The following is a 14,464-nucleotide window of genomic DNA, read 5'->3' as shown; positions in this document are numbered from 1 at the left end:
ACATAAAGGAGAGAAGGCATGGGGTTAATTTATAAAGTTGCTGATCAAGCTTTGGAATTTGAAAGTATACATAAGTTGAATTATAAAACTTTTGTAGAAGAAATTCCGCAACATGAAGAAACGAAAGAGCGTGTTCGTATAGATCGTTTCCATGAAGAAAATACATATTTAATTTGTTTAGATGACGATAAGTTAGTAGGTATGGTTACTTTGCGAGGAAAACGACCATTCTCGTTAGACAATAAAATTCCAAATCTAGATTATTATTTGCAAGAACATGGAGAAAACGTATATGAAATTCGTTTACTTTCAGTAGAACGTGAATATAGAAATGGAAGAGCGTTGTTAGGTTTAATTCGCTTTTTACATCGTTATTTGCTTCTAAATGGATATGAATTGGCACTCATTTCTGCTACAACACGTGAACTACCTTTATATGAGCAAATGGGATTCAAATCTTTCCATACGTTAGTTGGTACAGAAGCAGCAGCCTTCCAGCCAATGTATGTTACCCCTGCTATGTTTGAAGCATCGAGTGTTGGGGGAATTATGACGAAAGAATATACGTTTTTACCTGGTCCAGTAGATATTGAAGAAAATGTTCGAAAGGCATTTTCTACTAAGCCTATTTCGCATCGTTCTAAGTTATTTCAAGTGACGATGAACAATGTGAAAAAACGGTTACTTCACATGACAAAAGCAAAGCATGTACAACTTATGTTAGGAACAGGGACGTTAGCAAATGATGCCATTGCTTTACAGTTACGTTCTTTAAAAGGGAAAGGACTAGTATTAACAAATGGGGAATTTGGTAATAGATTAGTTGGACATGCATCACGCGCGCAATTACATTTTGATATGTATAAAAAAGAAATGGGAGAACCGTTTATTTATACCGAATTAGAAAAAATAATGGGAACTGGAAATTATGAATGGCTTTGGTTTGTTCACCATGAAACATCAACTGGAATGTTAAATGATTTAGACAAGCTAAATGTTTTAAGTAAAAAGTATAATGTGAAGCTATGTGTAGATTGTATCAGTTCGATTGGAGCAATACCGTTAGACTTGAAGGATGTATATTTTGCAAGCGGTGTTAGCGGAAAGGCAATTAAATCGTTTACTGGATTATCTTTCGTTTTTTATAATCATAATGTGAAAGTAAACGAGACATTACCGGCCTATATGGACGTTGGTATGTACGAAGAAAATGAAAGTATTCCATATTCTCATTCATGGAATTTAATTTATGCACTGCAAGAAGCATTAAAGAGATTTGAAGATGCAAAAGCATTTGAAAAAATAAACGAGACGTATGCATATATTGAACAAGCTATTACTAATATGGGTTTAAATCTTGTTTCACCTAAAGAACATGCCGCGCCAATTATAGTTACCATTCAATTAAATGAAAATCAGTCTTCTAAGGTGATTGGCGATGCGTTAGCGTTACAAGGATACATTGTTCATTATGAGTCATCTTATTTACAAAAGAATAATTGGATCCAAATTGCATGCCTGAATCATTACAAAGAACGTGATATGAAGAGGATGTTGAATTGTTTACAACTGTGTGTATTACAGAGTGAGGTACATATATAAAGACTTTTTCTTAATATAGTTGGTTTCGTATAAAGGAGTTGCTACATACGAAAACTTAGGAATAGATCATTGGAAGAGGTGTTAGTATGATAACTAAAAAACTACCGTTACATATAGATGATATTAAAAAAGCTCAAAACATTTTAGACAGAAATGCTCGTAAAACGCCTTTAGTAAAATCATTTTATTTGACTAGTAAAACAGGTGGAGAAATTCACTTGAAATTAGAAAATATGCAATTAACGGGTTCTTTTAAATTTCGAGGTGCATTTAATAAAATGTCACAGCTAACAGATCAGGAAAAAGAGAGAGGAGTAATTGCTTGTTCCGCTGGTAATCATGCACAAGGAATTGCTTTATCAGCTCATTTACTTGGTATTAAGAGTAAAATTGTGATGCCAATTTCTGCACCTCAGGCGAAAGTTGAAGCAACTAAAGGCTATGGATCAGAAGTGATTTTATATGGTGAAACTTTTGATGATGCGAAGGCAAAATGTGAGGAGATTATTAAGAAAACAGGTGAAACATACTTACATCCATATGACGATATAGAAGTAATGGCTGGTCAAGGTACAATTGGTTTGGACATTCTTGATGATATGTGGGATGTTGATACTGTCATTGTACCAATTGGCGGAGGTGGAATTATTTCTGGAATTGCTGTTGCATTAAAATCTTTTAATCCATCCATTAATATAATTGGTGTCCAAGCAGATAATGTTCATGGGATGAAAGCATCTTATGACAAAGGTACGATTGTAGAACATTATGAGGCACCTACTATAGCAGATGGTTGCGCAGTTAAAATACCAGGCGATTTAACTTTTGAAGTAGTAAAAGAATTAGTAGATGATATTGTAACTGTATCAGAAGGTGAATTAGAAGTAGCGATGAAAGACTTATTACAACGTGGTAAAGCTGTTGTAGAAGGGGCTGGCGCATTAGCTACTGCTGCTCTACTTGCAGGGAAAGTGGATCCATATATTAAAGGGAAAAAGGTAGTCGCGGTTATATCTGGTGGAAACGTAGACTTGCAGCGCATTTCCAGTGTTTGTGAGCAATTTTTTGTAGCTAATGAAGTGAAATAATCTTTAAAAAACATAAATTTTATGAAAGAAGAGCTAAGAAAACTAGTCTTAGCTCTTACTTTTTGTCTAATGTGTAGTACAAGTTTTAATACACATGCCTTATTTTCCGTAAAGTGAATTATTTTATTTAAGCGTCTATTTTCATTGATAACTCAAATAATTATATCAATATTGTCGAAACGGAAACAGAAATTTAATATAATGGTCTTAACGTATGAATGAGCGGTTAGGAGGATAGACCATGAATAAGGAAGAACAGGTCATGAACGGTTTCAGGGAATTATATAATAAGATGGTTTGGCTTAATAAGGATAAGATGGAAGAAGGTCTTAAAGGTTTTAAGTCTTCTGAAGTACATTGCATTGAATATATTGAAAACAATGCAGATTCTAACGTGACACAACTTGCAGAGGCTTTTTATGTGACTCGCGGTGCAATAAGTAGAATGACTAAGAAGCTCATAAAAAAAGGCCTTATCGAAAGTTACCAGAAATCAGAGAATAAAAAAGAAATCTATTTTAGGCTTACTGAACAAGGGAAAGCAATATATAAAATTCACGAAGAGTTGCACAAGGAGTTTCAAGAGCGGGATAAAGCTGTATTTGAGCAAGTAACCGAGTCAGAATTCGACAGTATAATTAGCTTCGTGGAAAAGTATAGTAGGCATTTGGATGCAGAAATAAAGAAACAAGGTATACATATTAAGTCGTAATAAAGTTGAAGCATTCGGGCATTAACGGGTAGTTATCCCGAAAACGAACTTAATTGCTCGTTAATCCGGGATACATTCAAATAATAAAAAGGTAGCCTGCTCACAGTAAGGCTACCTTTTTATTATTGTATTTTTGTTGACTAATCAACAAAACGGAGTTATTATTTTGTTGACAAAGCAACAAAATATTTTAAGAGGAGAAGTTAAATGTCTATATTTAGATCACAAAATGAAAGTGAAACTGAAAAAAATATTGATAAACATGCTTTAATATTCGGCCTTATTTCTGTATTTCTTTGTGGAATAGGTTTCAGTATCATACTGCCTGTTGTTCCATTCTTAGTGCAGCCTTATATAAGTAGTACAGAAGAACAAGCTCTAGTTGTTACCCTACTGACCTCTGTTTATGCGGTTTGCGTATTTTTCGCTGCTCCTGCACTCGGAGCTTTAAGCGATAAATATGGCCGTCGTCCATTACTTTTAATATGCCTTTTCGGTTCTGCAATTGGGTACTTAGTTTTTGGTGTAGGAGGTGCTTTATGGGTACTATTTGCTGGACGCATAATTGAAGGTATAACAGGCGGGAGTATAAGTACAATTTTTGCATATTTTGCAGATATCATTCCTCCAGAACAGAGAACGAAGTATTTTGGGTGGGTGAGTGCAGTGGTAGGTGCAGGAACCATTATCGGACCAACTCTTGGGGGATTGCTTGCAAATTTTGGTCATTCTGTACCTTTATATTTCGGAGCGTTCATAACTTTATTAAATGTCTTATATGGGATGAAATATATGCCTGAGAGTCTTGACAAAAATAATAGGTTAAAAGAAATTACTTTTGTAAGGTTAAATCCTTTTGCTCAGCTGGCAAACATACTTTCCATGAAAAACTTAAAATGGTTACTTGTCTCAGCGTTTTTACTTTGGATACCTAACGGATCTTTACAAGCAATTTTTACACAATTTACGATGGATACTTTTAGCTGGAAACCTGCACTAATCGGACTTATGTTTTCAATTATGGGATTTCAAGATATCATTTCACAAGCTTTTATAATGCCAAAGCTATTAATCAAGCTTACTGATAAACAAATAGCTATACTTGGAATGGTTTCGGAAATTATTGGCTATAGTTTTATTGCAGCATCTGCTTTATTTTCCCTATTTCCTCTTCTAATCGTTGGGATGTTACTGTTTGGTTTTGGTGACTCAATTTTCGGGCCTTCATTCAATGGGATGCTTTCAAAGTCTGTCGATTCTAGTGAACAAGGAAGGATTCAAGGCGGTAGCCAATCTATTCAAGCTTTGGCAAGAATGATTGGTCCAATTATTGGAGGGCAAATCTATGTATCACTTGGTCATGCAGCACCTGCTTTTATGGGGATGATTCTTATAGTAGTGGCAATAGCAGTTTTGTATAGGGGGACGCATGTAACTGTATAAACTACATGCACTAATATGGTCTTTCTTTATATAAGGATGTCTCTAGGGGAATCTTTCCTGAATGAATTGAATAACAGATAAATATAAGAACAAATAATAGGGTGTCAGAACTTAGGAACAAGTACTGGCCCCTATTTGTTTACGGCTTGAGAGCTAAGAGAAATTAAGAATTTATTCTGTAATGCTCTCATGATGAAGGTTAAATAGAACTATCAATAATTAAAGTTAGCTTTTTTGAAAGTAAAAAGCTAGGTAAATGACTAGATAGTTTCATTATGCTCGTGCTGAAGTAAATAATGACTCCATTTTTACTTTGCTCTTCTCTCGAATTTCAGCGTCCGCATGGCGCATTACAAATTTATGCGCTATAGCAATTGCTAAAACATCATCTAATAAACCAATCCCAATAATAGCAGCTATATCTGGAATGAAGTCGATTGTTAATACGTAATAGGATAAAGCGGCTAATATTATGAATTTTGCTTTAGTAGGTAACCCTTTTTTTCTCATTGTGTAGTATAAAATAATGCTTTCATATACGCTTGATTTCCCAAGGTTTGCTGAGCTTTTTTTGAATTTTTTCCAAAGTGTCTGTTTCTCCATATAAACACTCCTTTTACAAAAACATAGATTTTTTAAAAGGATAGACAAAAAAGTGAAGAAGTAATCAATTTTATTATTTATCTTATTGTATATTTCCATAAAAATAAGGAATTACCTGTTCAAAATAATAGAATGTTTGTTATGTAACGACTCATAGTGTTTCGTTACATAAGTATGTACAGTAAAATGTATGGGGATAATTTATTAGCAAACATCTAATAAAGGGTATGGGGGAAAAAAGTGAAGATAATAGAACTACCAATTGAATTTGAATTTAATGGGGCAAAACAATGTATATATCCGAGCTTACTTATATTAAACAAGGGATTAACTTTAGTAGATACAGGTTATATAAACTTTTTACCTTTAATTGAAGATGCAATTGTAAAACATGGGTATGAGATGAAAAACTTAAAAAATATAATTATTACTCATTATGATGACGATCATATAGGATCTTTATATGATTTCAAAGTGAAATATCCTCACATTAATATTATTGCTAGTGAAATAGAATCTAACTACATTAGTGGTGAAATAAAATCGGAGAGACTAGTTCAAGCTGAAGAAATGTTAGAACATATGCCAATTGAAGAGAAAGAATTTGGTAAATGGTTTATACAGCAATTAAAAAATATAAGACATATTTGCGTCGATGAAAAAGTAAGTGATGGTCAAATGATTTTAAATGATGAATGTCAAATAGTAGCGACGCCAGGACATACTTCGGGGCATATTTCATTATATTTTCCGGACTTAGAGTGTGTAATCACAGGGGATGCGGCAGTTCAAGATAATTGTGAATTAGTAATAGCTAATCCGAATTTTTGTTTAAATATAGAAAAAGCGGAAGAATCTTTAAAGAGAATAAAAAACCTTAAAGCAGCAACGTATTATTGTTATCATGGAGGAAAGCTTACTGTATAAAATAATAAAAAACCGATCTTTCCTATATCGAAAAGATCGGTTTTTTTAATTCATAGATTCTGCAATTTGAATTAAATCCTTTACGTTATATTTTCCTTTTATATAGCGTTTGTTACCAATTGCAATTGTATATTGCAAACCATTCTGCTGAAAGATAAGCTCATATGCTGAATCAAAATGAGGATTATATAATGCTTTTATATTATTTTTTAAGCTGTAGAACTTAGCTCCCCTAAGTGAATAGAAGTATAATTTGTTTTGAACTGGTGAAACAGTGATTTTAAAAATCCCATTAATATCTTCATTGTAGTATTGGAGGTTTAAGTAATCGTTATAGATGTACCCTTGAAATTCGTGAATTTCGAATGGGAATTTTGTAGGAGTAAGTATATGTTCCTTACACTTGATTTCATATTCTTTTACAATAGTAGCTTCTTTCATAAAAGGATTCGTTCCATCATAAATTTGATTAATTTGAGATATTTTATTGTTTTTTGTTACAATTTCTAAAATGTAACCGAGAGTAAATCCATCATCAGTGTCTTTGAAATAAGAAATAAGAATTGTAGTATCTTCTTTTGGAGACGGTACTATTTTAATTTCATGAATATGTTTATTTGTTTGGAAAGTAGGTAGTTCAATCCCTTCTGTTACATATGACCGCATTAATTTTTTATCATTTTTGAGTAAAGCTTGTTTGAATTCACTTATTACATCTGTTTGAGATTTCGCCATTATAATTGTGGTGGATTGAAAATATAGTAAGAAAAATAAGCAAAAAATTTTTATGAATGTAGTAGTTAATTTTATTATCATATAACTATCTTTCCATAAATTTGAAATGTATATGTATAGGAGGAGAGAATATGAGTTTATTGCTTGATTTAATAACGGATATAATTTTATTTTACCCTCGAAATGACATGAAATTAAAGCATCATATTGCTAAATTAAGTGAATTTGAGTGGTTTCGAAATCTACATGAAGATCCGAAGTATACAAGATTAATTTGGAGTAATAGAAAAATTAAAAAGTTCATTTTGTCTACTACTAACATGGAAGCATTAATAAAATCAGAGAAAAAACAAAAAGAATTTGTCCAACTAGTACACGATGAATATAAAAAAAGAAGATAAGAATTTTTTTATTTTTCATATTTGGCGAAACAAATGGTACAATGAAAGCTAATGTGAAAAATAAGGAAAAGAAGTGGTCTATTTGAAAAACTTTTTAGAATTAGGAATTAGTGAAACTTTTAATCATACATTACGTGAAAATGGAATTACAGAAGCAACACCAATTCAAGAGCAGGCAATTCCAGTTATTATGTCAGGTAAAGATATTATTGGGCAGGCGAAAACAGGAACAGGTAAAACGTTAGCATTCGTGTTACCGATTTTAGAAAAAATCGATCCAGAGTCTAGTGATGTTCAAGCTTTAATTGTTGCACCAACAAGGGAACTAGCACTGCAAATTACAACTGAAATTAAAAAAATGCTTGTTCAAAGAGAAGATATTAATGTACTAGCGATTTATGGCGGGCAAGATGTAGCACAACAATTGAGAAAATTAAAAGGCAATACACATATTGTTGTTGCGACACCAGGACGATTATTAGATCATATACGTCGTGAAACAATTGATTTAAGTAATCTTTCAACAATTGTACTAGATGAAGCGGATCAAATGCTTTATTTCGGTTTCTTATACGATATTGAAGATATTTTAGATGAGACACCTGATAGTAAACAAACGATGTTATTCTCAGCAACGATGCCAAAAGATATTAAAAAATTGGCGAAACGTTATATGGATGAGCCGCAAATGATTCAAGTACAAAGTGAAGAAGTAACGGTAAATACAATTGAGCAGCGTGTCATTGAGACGACAGATCGTGCAAAGCCAGATGCACTTCGTTTTGTTATGGATCGTGATCAGCCATTTTTAGCTGTTATTTTCTGTCGTACAAAGGTTAGAGCAAGTAAGCTTTATGATAATTTAAAAGGACTAGGTTATAATTGTGCTGAACTTCATGGTGATATACCTCAAGCGAAACGTGAAAGAGTCATGAAGAGTTTCCGCGAAGCTAAAATTCAGTACTTAATTGCGACTGATGTAGCAGCTCGTGGACTTGATGTAGATGGTGTAACGCACGTATTTAACTTTGATATTCCTGAAGATGTGGAAAGTTATATTCACCGCATTGGCCGAACAGGACGTGCAGGTGGATCAGGTCTTGCAATTACGTTCGTTGCAGCGAAAGATGAAAAACATTTAGAAGAAATTGAAAAAACGCTTGGTGCACCAATACAAAGAGAAATAATCGAACAACCAAAGATAAAACGTGTAGATGAAAATGGAAAACCGGTACCAAAGCCGGCTCCGAAGAAATCAGGTCAAAATCGTCAAAGAGATAGCCGTGAAGGTTCAAGACGTGATTCGAGAAATAGCTCAAGAAGTGATTCAAGAAATAGTTCGAGAAATGAAAATAATCGATCATTTAATAAGCCAAGTAATAAAAAAGGTAGTACAAAACAAGGTCAGCAAAGACTTGGCCGTTAAATGGTTATAATTGTAAAAGAGTCGCAAAATATTGCGGCTCTTTTTTTGTTTGTATACAACAAGGATGATGGCAAGAAAAAAACAAAAATTTCATTCACCGTATTTAAAAGTGATAAAGGAAATTTTATAGTCCAAGACCAGTAGAGCAAGGGGATTACTACCATGTGGCAATTCAAGAACAAGTGCAACTTACATATGAACAATATTTAATCGAAAAAAATCGAGAGAAAGCAATTCGTACTAGCTCCCCTGATGATGATACGGATTATGAAAAAATCAATTGGTATAACGATATGAAAACATCTTTTGCAAACAAAGAATTGGACGATGGGGTGAAAGAAATTCGTAACACATCCAAATGGTACGGGAATGTTATGCTGCAGCAAAAAGAGAACGGAACTTATTATGTCTACTATTTAGGTAGAACACTTTTGTTGAAAGAAAAGGTATTGAAGCGAGCGAATATTTTTATTATACATTCCGCAATTATTGAAATGGAACAAGAGAAGTTTATGAAGGATTTAACTCATATTGGTAGATGGAAAAAATAAGGGCGGGCGAAGATTGAGCTTTCTTATTTACAAATTTTAAATTAACAACCATTTTCGAACATTGGCCGAACGAGAAAATTATTGTTGCTGAAATGGAAAGTAAAGCAAGTTATCTGTATTGGCAGCAAGTTCAGAACAAAAATGTATAACAATGTTGATAGCGGAATTTATGAAGTTTGTAAAGTGCGAGAATGAAGATGTTTTTGACATCAAGCGTATGTACAGAGCAGGGTTTCAAGAAAATGTAAAATTATCGTAACCTCCATTTCGCCTACACGGGTATGCGAGCAAATGTAGCTGACATGTGGGGTACGATCATCGGGAACTGGAAAACTCATTTGTTCGTTTTGTTCGATGGAGAAATTACTTATTACGATGATAAGGGTAATGTGGTTCGAAGCTACCAGAAGGGGAATTATGCGGTATAAGAAAAAAGGACTAGCAGTCGTATCTGCTGTCCTTTAATAGGAGAAAAATTATTCTGGATTAGAACTACGAATAACCAGAAAACGCGCTTTAAATCAGTGTTGTCAAAGATGTAATAATCTATGCAACAAAAAGCTTAGTCGGAATTCAAAACACCAAAATGGCTTGCATTGGTAACAGGCTCAAAACTAGTATATGTAAAATGAAAAATCTTATACAAAAAGCAGACAACAATTTTGGTTGTCTGCCAATGTGTTCAATGAGTTAGCTAATTGTGATAATTTGCATCCCCATTATGAGAAGAGTGAAGCTGCTAGTTCAAACAGCTTGTTGGTATTATAATCGATTTCATAAAAAATATACAGAGAAAGCAGATAAGTGAAGAACCTATCTGCTTCTGCTGTAACAAAAGAAAGAAGTATTAGCCGTGGACACGGCGGCTTGAAAATAGTATGTATTTTTATTTCAAAAATATTCAAGGGGTGAAGAAACATGGGATGTTTAATAAAAGGGGTTTGTGAAATTAATCAGCTAATTAGTAAAACAAAAGAGAAAAACAATGAGCAAATATAACAATAAAAGGATAAATGTTCAAAAGAGCGATGAGTATAAAGTAAAACAAAATAGTTATATTAAAGCTTGATTTTCATGAAAAATAAAGCACGCATATAAGTGTGCTCTTATGAACGCTTTAGATTAGTATGACTAGATAGTCACCATACAATAAAATATGCTTGTTTGATATAAATGTGTGTTAAATCTATAACATATATTTTGGGGTGTATAAGGAATATTAAATGTTAATTTGCCAAGCATATTGTTTTTATTAACGAATTTGTGCAACTGTTAAAGTGGCAGAACGAATATCTACTGTACCAATTACTTCAACCGGTACAATTTGAATTAAATCACCAGGGTTTAAGTTTATTAGAATGACACCGCTGGATACATCTACTTGACCAGTGCCAATGATATTAGAACGGACTGCGGTTCCAGATCCTGCAATAATATTAGTTGATGAGTTTAGTGTCAAGAAAAAGCGCGCTGCTTCCGGGGCTACTGGAACGTTATCGAGGCTGATTGTTAATGTATAACTGATTTGATAAATACCAGCTACTTGAATTCTAATTCCAGTTCCAGTACTAATTGTATCATTTATTACAGGGACAGTAATATTAGGGTTTGGGCCCGTACTAGGTAATAGTAATGGCGTGAATAGTGTTGCAAATTGAGGTGAAGTAGCATTGAAAGCAAAACCGAGAGCTGGTAGCGTACTAGGGGCTTGTGCTCCACAATTAAAGTTTGTGTGCTTACGACAAGATGAACGCATATTTTCACTCCTTTCTTTCATTTAGATTGCGTGAGTAATAACCTCACGTTTTGGACAAGCACAATACAATATATGAAAATTTATAATGAATAGTGCAGACGTGTACTGTTATGAATAAAACTAACTGTCTGTTGTACAAAAGGAAACACTATGCTTACAGAAATAGTTTGTAACCTAAAGTTGAAAAATAGTATGAACAGGGTTAAAAATGTTATTCAGAAATGAAAGGAAAAAAATAAAAAAGAGCACGCATATAAGCATGCTCTTTGGCAAGAAAGGTAGATTTTTATGAGTGGATTCCTCCATACAATAATATATGCTTGTCCGGTTAATAGTTGAGAAAGGGAGAATGAATATGGAACAAATTGAAGCGTATAACAAAATAAAAATTTCATTTTGTAAAAAAGGGGAATGGATATATGTACTTATTGGGAAAACGCAGTTAAAGAATTCTTAAAGAAGTAAGAGCAGGAACGAAATAAAAGAGCAGCTAGCAAAAGCTAACTGCTCAATACAAGGAGATACAGAGAAGACCACTTTAAATGAATGTTGGCATACAGCCTACATTCAATATGGACCAAATATTTATTTTAAATCCAATTTATCATCCCAACAGATAAAATGGCTGCGCCTGCTGCAGAACCTAGCCAGTCTCTCCAGCCTAATGTATTTAAAGATGCATCTGTTAAATCCATAATTAAGAAGATAGCAAACATTAATACACCAAATGCTAAGCATCCCCAAAATATTTGCAAATATTTAATCATCTTCTTTCGGAACTTGCTCATATAAATCACCCTTATTAATAATTTATATTTTTACAAATAAATTATCGCATGTGCAAAAATTAAACGTACAAAATATGCAATATTACATATTGGAACTCAAAAAAATAATCCATTCATAAGTACATAGATCGAACAGGGGGAACCGTATCGTATGAACCAATTTTCATTTTTTGAAATCATCGATGTAAAGGAGATGCGCTGACTTGTGGTGAAGGAGCTGAAAAACTACAAAGTATTGTGCGTCTGGATGAAGAATCGAGAAAATAGGATCAAGCGGAGGGCATCGTTCTTTTCCTAAAATGAAAGGTGACGATAAGAAACATGAGATACGTTTTAAACAAATTGAGCGGACGTTAAAAAATAAAAATTTATAAAGGAAATAGAAAGTAGGATGTTGTATATACAATAATAGGAAACTTTTTACTAATTAAACATATAATTAAAATAGACCGACAGTCGGTCTGGTGGGAAGGAGAACGTGAATGCGAATAATTAAGGAGTATGAGGAGCGTAGAAAAGAAATTTTAGAAACGGCTGAACGATTATTTGTTACGAAAGGTTATACGAAAACAACAGTAAATGACATTTTAAAAGAGATAGGGATAGCAAAGGGGACGTTTTATCATTATTTTAAGTCGAAAGAAGAAGTGATGGATGAAATCATTATGAGGATCATTAAAGATGATGTTGCTCAAGCAAAAGCAATCGTCTCTAATCCAAATATCCCAGTTTTAGAAAAGTTATTTCGAGTTTTAATGGCGCAATCACCAAAATCAGGAGATGTTAAAGATAAAATGATTGAACAATTTCATCAGCCAAATAATGCGGAAATGCATCAAAAAAGTATAGTGCAATCCATTATTCATTTATCTCCTGTTTTAGCAGAGATTTTAGAACAAGGAATCGATGAAGGCATATTTTCTACACCATACCCACAAGAAACGATTGAATTATTACTCTCTTCAGCACAAGTCATATTTGATGAAGGTTTATTCCAGTGGAAGCCGGAAGAAATGATTAGAAGAGCTAAAGCGTATATTAAAATGATGGAAGTATCTGTTGGAGCGAAAGAAGGATCTTTTGATTATATGGTTGAGGTTTTAATGAAACAGAAATAATGTTTTTCTGTTTGTTTATTATAGACCGACAGTCGGTCTAAATTAAAGGAAGGGTGTGATTATGATGTCTATTAGTATAAAACCTTCGATGAAAGATTTTTATTTAATGGTGAGTGGGCAAATTATTACTATTTTAGGTTCAACACTTTTACGTTTTGCTCTGTCGTTATATGTGCTAGATATAACAGGGCGTGCTGATATATTCGCAGGATTATATGCGGTTACGAGTATTCCGTTTTTGTTAGCTCCTGTTGGCGGAGCGATAGCAGATCGTTTCAATCGTCGTAATTTAATGGTTATTTTTGATTTTATAAACGCTGTGATTGTATTAAGCTTTATAGTTTTATTATTTACTGGATCTGTATCTATTATATTGATTGGAACTATTATGTTTTTACTTGCAGTCATTAGTGCAATGTACTCACCAGTTGTAATGGCGAGTATTCCTCAATTAGTTCCAGAGAAAAAGTTAGAACAAGCGAACGGTATCGTAAATGGTGTGCAAGCATTATCTAATATAGTAGCTCCTGTATTAGGAGGAATGTTGTACGGCATAATTGGTTTGAAAATACTTGTAATAATAAGTTGCCTTGCTTTCTTTTTATCTGCGATTTTAGAAATGTTTATTACAATACCTTTTATAAAAAGAGCAAAAGAAAACCATATTATACCGACAATTGTAAAGGATATGAAAGATGGCTTCGTATTCGTTTTAAAACAACCATTTATTTTGAAATCTATGCTTTTAGCTGCATTACTAAATTTAATACTAACACCGCTATTTGTAGTTGGTGCTCCAATTATTATACGAGTAACGATGGAAAGTAGCGACACGTTATACGGAATTGGAATGGGATTGATCGATTTTGCTACTATTTTAGGTGCATTATCAATAGGTTTTTTTGCGAAAAAGCTACAGATGAAAACATTGTATTATTGGATGCTGTTAATAGCTTTATTAGTAATACCGATGGCACTATCAGTTACGCCAGTTATTCTTAATTTAGGATACTATCCACCATTTATCCTCTTTATACTCTCTTCTATTCTAATTGCAATGATCATGACAATTGTATCTATTTATGTAATTACTGTAGTCCAAAAGAAAACACCGAATGAAAACCTAGGGAAAGTAATGGCAATTATAACAGCGTTATCTCAATGTATGGCACCAATTGGGCAAGTCATTTATGGTTTTATGTTTGAAGAATTCAATATGAAAATTTATTTACCTATATTAGCTATTAGTTTCATAATGATAATAATAGCGATAGTGACGAAGAAAATATTATGGAATGAGGGGAACTAGCTTAA

Annotated in this window: 14 protein-coding genes; 10 read left to right on the top strand and 4 right to left on the bottom strand. The window is 33.2% G+C overall.

The genetic code is table 11. From position 1 onward, the window contains the following. The first annotated feature begins 18 nt into the window (after positions 1–18). From DT250_RS15530 to DT250_RS15515, 4 genes are all read left to right on the top strand, one after another. On the top strand, positions 19–1,602 hold the full coding sequence (locus DT250_RS15530) for an aminotransferase class V-fold PLP-dependent enzyme (RefSeq protein WP_149213313.1): 1,584 nt from the start codon (positions 19–21) through the stop codon (positions 1,600–1,602). 86 nt (positions 1,603–1,688) lie between these two features. Next, the gene (tdcB, locus tag DT250_RS15525) at positions 1,689–2,690 is read left to right on the top strand and encodes a bifunctional threonine ammonia-lyase/L-serine ammonia-lyase TdcB (RefSeq protein ID WP_149213312.1); all 1,002 of its coding nucleotides are present in this window, start codon (positions 1,689–1,691) and stop codon (positions 2,688–2,690) included. A 241-nt stretch (positions 2,691–2,931) separates the two neighbouring features. Beyond that, entirely contained in the window at positions 2,932–3,402 is a 471-nt protein-coding gene (locus tag DT250_RS15520) for a MarR family transcriptional regulator (RefSeq protein WP_097906633.1), read from the top strand. Positions 3,403–3,609: 207 nt separating this feature from the next. After that, the gene (locus tag DT250_RS15515; RefSeq protein WP_149213311.1) at positions 3,610–4,845 is read left to right on the top strand and encodes an MFS transporter; all 1,236 of its coding nucleotides are present in this window, start codon (positions 3,610–3,612) and stop codon (positions 4,843–4,845) included. A gap of 273 nt (positions 4,846–5,118) precedes the next feature. Here the strand turns inward: DT250_RS15515 and DT250_RS15510 are convergent, their stop codons facing one another. Further along, positions 5,119–5,448 carry a YkvA family protein gene (locus DT250_RS15510; protein ID WP_088063366.1) on the bottom strand — a complete coding sequence of 110 codons (330 nt, stop codon included), beginning with the start codon at positions 5,446–5,448 and terminating at the stop codon, positions 5,119–5,121. A gap of 240 nt (positions 5,449–5,688) precedes the next feature. On the opposite strand from DT250_RS15510, the gene DT250_RS15505 reads away from it, so the two are divergent. Continuing rightward, positions 5,689–6,375, top strand: coding sequence for an MBL fold metallo-hydrolase (locus tag DT250_RS15505; RefSeq protein ID WP_097906631.1), 687 nt, complete (start codon positions 5,689–5,691; stop codon positions 6,373–6,375). Between the two features lie 45 nt (positions 6,376–6,420). Here DT250_RS15505 and DT250_RS15500 read toward each other — a convergent pair whose 3' ends face one another. Further along, complete coding sequence (locus DT250_RS15500) at positions 6,421–7,191, bottom strand: hypothetical protein (protein ID WP_149213310.1); 771 nt, start codon at positions 7,189–7,191, stop codon at positions 6,421–6,423. Between the two features lie 50 nt (positions 7,192–7,241). Here DT250_RS15500 and DT250_RS15495 point away from each other — a divergent pair, with 50 nt between their 5' ends. The 3 genes from DT250_RS15495 (at position 7,242) to DT250_RS31685 (ending at position 9,488) form a co-directional block, all read left to right on the top strand. Then, the gene (locus DT250_RS15495; protein ID WP_088063369.1) at positions 7,242–7,511 is read left to right on the top strand and encodes a hypothetical protein; all 270 of its coding nucleotides are present in this window, start codon (positions 7,242–7,244) and stop codon (positions 7,509–7,511) included. Between the two features lie 73 nt (positions 7,512–7,584). Next, positions 7,585–8,937 (top strand): DEAD/DEAH box helicase, encoded by a 1,353-nt coding sequence (locus DT250_RS15490; protein WP_088063370.1) that lies wholly within the window; start codon positions 7,585–7,587, stop codon positions 8,935–8,937. 164 nt (positions 8,938–9,101) lie between these two features. After that, positions 9,102–9,488, top strand: coding sequence for a hypothetical protein (locus DT250_RS31685; RefSeq protein ID WP_176551468.1), 387 nt, complete (start codon positions 9,102–9,104; stop codon positions 9,486–9,488). A gap of 1,252 nt (positions 9,489–10,740) precedes the next feature. On the opposite strand, the gene exsF is transcribed toward DT250_RS31685, so the two are convergent. Both exsF and DT250_RS15470 read right to left on the bottom strand, forming a co-directional pair. Beyond that, complete coding sequence (gene exsF / locus DT250_RS15475; RefSeq protein WP_149213309.1) at positions 10,741–11,244, bottom strand: exosporium protein ExsF; 504 nt, start codon at positions 11,242–11,244, stop codon at positions 10,741–10,743. Between the two features lie 590 nt (positions 11,245–11,834). Then, the gene (locus tag DT250_RS15470) at positions 11,835–12,032 is read right to left on the bottom strand and encodes a hypothetical protein (RefSeq protein ID WP_088063371.1); all 198 of its coding nucleotides are present in this window, start codon (positions 12,030–12,032) and stop codon (positions 11,835–11,837) included. A 482-nt stretch (positions 12,033–12,514) separates the two neighbouring features. Here DT250_RS15470 and DT250_RS15465 point away from each other — a divergent pair, with 482 nt between their 5' ends. Together DT250_RS15465 and DT250_RS15460 are read left to right on the top strand one after the other, a co-directional pair. After that, complete coding sequence (locus DT250_RS15465) at positions 12,515–13,150, top strand: TetR/AcrR family transcriptional regulator (RefSeq protein ID WP_088063372.1); 636 nt, start codon at positions 12,515–12,517, stop codon at positions 13,148–13,150. A gap of 61 nt (positions 13,151–13,211) precedes the next feature. Continuing rightward, positions 13,212–14,459 (top strand): MFS transporter, encoded by a 1,248-nt coding sequence (locus DT250_RS15460; RefSeq protein WP_255450164.1) that lies wholly within the window; start codon positions 13,212–13,214, stop codon positions 14,457–14,459. Positions 14,460–14,464 lie beyond the last annotated feature (5 nt).

It is taken from the genome of Bacillus sp. AR2-1, assembly GCF_008368755.1.
Classification (GTDB): domain Bacteria; phylum Bacillota; class Bacilli; order Bacillales; family Bacillaceae_G; genus Bacillus_A; species Bacillus_A wiedmannii.
The sequence above is the reverse complement of the archived record's forward strand: the minus strand, read 5'-3'. Positions and strand labels throughout refer to the sequence as shown.

What these genes read in the sequence shown, in the direction of transcription:
- DT250_RS15460 (WP_255450164.1), top strand. Translation starts at nt 13,212, where the DNA reads ATGATGTCTATTAGTATAAAACCTTCGATGAAAGATTTTTATTTAATG.
- DT250_RS15495 (WP_088063369.1), top strand. Translation starts at nt 7,242, where the DNA reads ATGAGTTTATTGCTTGATTTAATAACGGATATAATTTTATTTTACCCT.
- DT250_RS15530 (WP_149213313.1), top strand. Translation starts at nt 19, where the DNA reads ATGGGGTTAATTTATAAAGTTGCTGATCAAGCTTTGGAATTTGAAAGT.
- DT250_RS15470 (WP_088063371.1), bottom strand. Translation starts at nt 12,032, where the DNA reads ATGAGCAAGTTCCGAAAGAAGATGATTAAATATTTGCAAATATTTTGG.
- DT250_RS15500 (WP_149213310.1), bottom strand. Translation starts at nt 7,191, where the DNA reads ATGATAATAAAATTAACTACTACATTCATAAAAATTTTTTGCTTATTT.
- DT250_RS15510 (WP_088063366.1), bottom strand. Translation starts at nt 5,448, where the DNA reads ATGGAGAAACAGACACTTTGGAAAAAATTCAAAAAAAGCTCAGCAAAC.
- DT250_RS15520 (WP_097906633.1), top strand. Translation starts at nt 2,932, where the DNA reads ATGAATAAGGAAGAACAGGTCATGAACGGTTTCAGGGAATTATATAAT.
- DT250_RS15465 (WP_088063372.1), top strand. Translation starts at nt 12,515, where the DNA reads ATGCGAATAATTAAGGAGTATGAGGAGCGTAGAAAAGAAATTTTAGAA.
- exsF (WP_149213309.1), bottom strand. Translation starts at nt 11,244, where the DNA reads ATGCGTTCATCTTGTCGTAAGCACACAAACTTTAATTGTGGAGCACAA.
- DT250_RS15515 (WP_149213311.1), top strand. Translation starts at nt 3,610, where the DNA reads ATGTCTATATTTAGATCACAAAATGAAAGTGAAACTGAAAAAAATATT.
- tdcB (WP_149213312.1), top strand. Translation starts at nt 1,689, where the DNA reads ATGATAACTAAAAAACTACCGTTACATATAGATGATATTAAAAAAGCT.